The 2,244-nt window shown below is 62.6% G+C and carries 2 protein-coding genes; one reads left to right on the top strand and one right to left on the bottom strand.

Going from position 1 to position 2,244, the window contains the following annotated elements:
* A partial coding sequence (locus tag ACZM96_RS10730; protein ID WP_489489047.1) for a hypothetical protein occupies positions 1-483 on the bottom strand: 483 nt, incomplete at its 3' end.
* Positions 484-1,386: 903 nt separating this feature from the next.
* Here ACZM96_RS10730 and ACZM96_RS10725 point away from each other — a divergent pair.
* Positions 1,387-2,124: a S24 family peptidase gene (locus ACZM96_RS10725; RefSeq protein WP_489489046.1), complete on the top strand. Its 738-nt coding sequence runs from the start codon at positions 1,387-1,389 to the stop codon at positions 2,122-2,124.
* Positions 2,125-2,244 lie beyond the last annotated feature (120 nt).

Below are 2,244 nucleotides of genomic sequence, written 5' to 3'. Positions count from 1 at the left end.
TTTTTCCTGTTCCTCTTCCTCTTTAATCGACCCCCTGCACAGGGTATCCATACGGTCGGACACCGTATCTACCCCCTCCCCGGGCCCGACATCCGCCGCGCCCGGCCCGAACAGCTCCGGATACCGTTCCCGAACCGCCCGGCGGATGCGCGCCGACGACAAACGCTTCCACAAGCCCCGCAGCGACTGCACCAGCCGCGGCGACGTCGACGCCTGATGCTTCACAAAATTCACCAGCCAGAGCAGCGTGCCGTCCTTCACCAGCTTGCCCGCGCGCTCCGCCTCGGCAATCAGCGCTTCCACCGATTCCGGCGACAGCCCCGTTTCGTAGGCCATGCGCCGCGTGGATACTTCCAGCACCCCGAGGCTGTTCGTGTGCGGACACGTGATGAGGTACAAATATAAAAGCCGCCCTTCCGGGCCGAGTTCCTCCACGTAAGGATCGTTCCAGAAGCTCATGCGCAAGGTTCTATATTCCGCCATGTTTCCGACTCCTTGATCCGGACGCTTCCCCGTCCGAAACGACAGCGCGACCGATGCCGCCGATGTCGCCGCAGGCCGCCGCGTTCGACCTCCGCAGCGTGTGAGAAAGGTTCCGCCGTTGATACGCAGCCGCGGAGACTCCTTGAATGACGAAGGCCGACGCCACAGGATGACGCCTCCGCAAAGAGCGTCAGGGATGGCCCCACGCCGCAGCGGCACATCAGATTCCGCAGCCTCCGGACTTCGCGGCGACGGTGTCCATGGTTGAAGCTGACGCGGCCCCCGCCTTTTGCATGCAATGGACGCATCGGCGGCGCACAGCCCGATTCTCCCGACGCGGTTCCCGCCCCTTGCGAGGACGATTGCGAATGTTTCCTCAGTTCCGCGCTTCGCGGGCAACGAAACCGCTTCCGCCATGAACGCCGCGGATGCCTGCGGATGTTTCCTCAGTTGTGGGCCCCTTGAATGACGAAGGCCGACGCCACAGGATGACGCCTCCGCAAAGAACGTCAGAGATGGCCCCACGCCGCAGCGGCACGTCAGATTCCGCAGCGTCCGGACTTCGCCGCAACGGCGCCCGTTGTTGAAGCCGACGCGCCCGCCCCGCCCCTTTGCGGGCGATGGCGGCATCAACGGCGCACAGCCTGATTTCCGACGCGGCTCCGCGCTTTCGAGGCCGCCTCCGCAACGTTCAATTTTCACCGCCCATCACACGCAGGCCGCCACCGAAGACGCGCTGCGCAGGGCCGCCGTGACCGGGGCCCGGGCTCAAGCCCCGCAGCCCTTCCTGCACCGCAATTTCGGCCACGCTTCTGTTTTATCTACAAATGTAAATAAATGTAAAGTAAAAAGTTTTACAAAAGCAGATTTTGCAAAAGCAAAAAAAATCGGTATAATGCCGCCATGAAACTCGTCGAGTCCGCTCTCAGCATTCTGGAAGAGGCGGTTGCCCGCGACTTCAACGGCAACCTGCGTGAAGCCGCGCGCTTTTTCGACATCCCCTACCAGACCATGTACGCCTGGCTCAAGTCGAAAACCCGCGTGCCCTCCCTCCGTTCCATGGAGCCCGTTCTCGAAAAGCTCGGCGTGTCGTTCACTTCCCCGGAACGTGAAGCCGGTCGCCCCGTCTGCTTCGTGGACGCCGAAGTCGTTCCCGCCGGAAAGAACATCCAGCCCCCGGACGCCCAGGACTACTGGGCCGCTCCCCTCGTGGGCGAAGTCGGCGCAGGCCCCGGCTACATTCCGCAGGAAAAGGTCGAAAGCTGGTTCCTCGTGTACAAGTATCAGCCCGCCGTCATGCGCCGCCGCAACCTCCTCGCCGTCCAGATCGGCCCCAATTCCACATCCATGGAGCCCGTGCTCCATCCCGGCGACATCGTGCTCGTCGACAGGGACGACAGAAACGTTCTCACCCCCGGCCGCATGATGCTCGTCCTCGATCCCCAGGACGGCTCCGGCATGATTAAACGCGTCTCCGTCGAAGACAAGCACAACGGCGATTACCAGATCACCTACTACTCCGACAACGCCGCCGACAACCCGCCCCGCGTCCTCAGCCTCATGGACGACTTCGACGGCGACTGGCAAAAATCCATCGTCGGCCGCGTCATCTGGTCCTGGTCCGACGTCAGCCAGAAATAACGCAGGCTGGTGGTTTTGGTATGCGGGGCTCCGCCCCACGCCCCGCCGGGGGAAATAATTTCCCCCGAGCCCCCTTGATTTATTTGTTGCGAATGCCGAAAGGCGGGCGAAGAAAGGGTC

The organism is Mailhella sp., assembly GCF_057866825.1.
The sequence above is the reverse complement of the archived record's forward strand: the minus strand, read 5'-3'. Positions and strand labels throughout refer to the sequence as shown.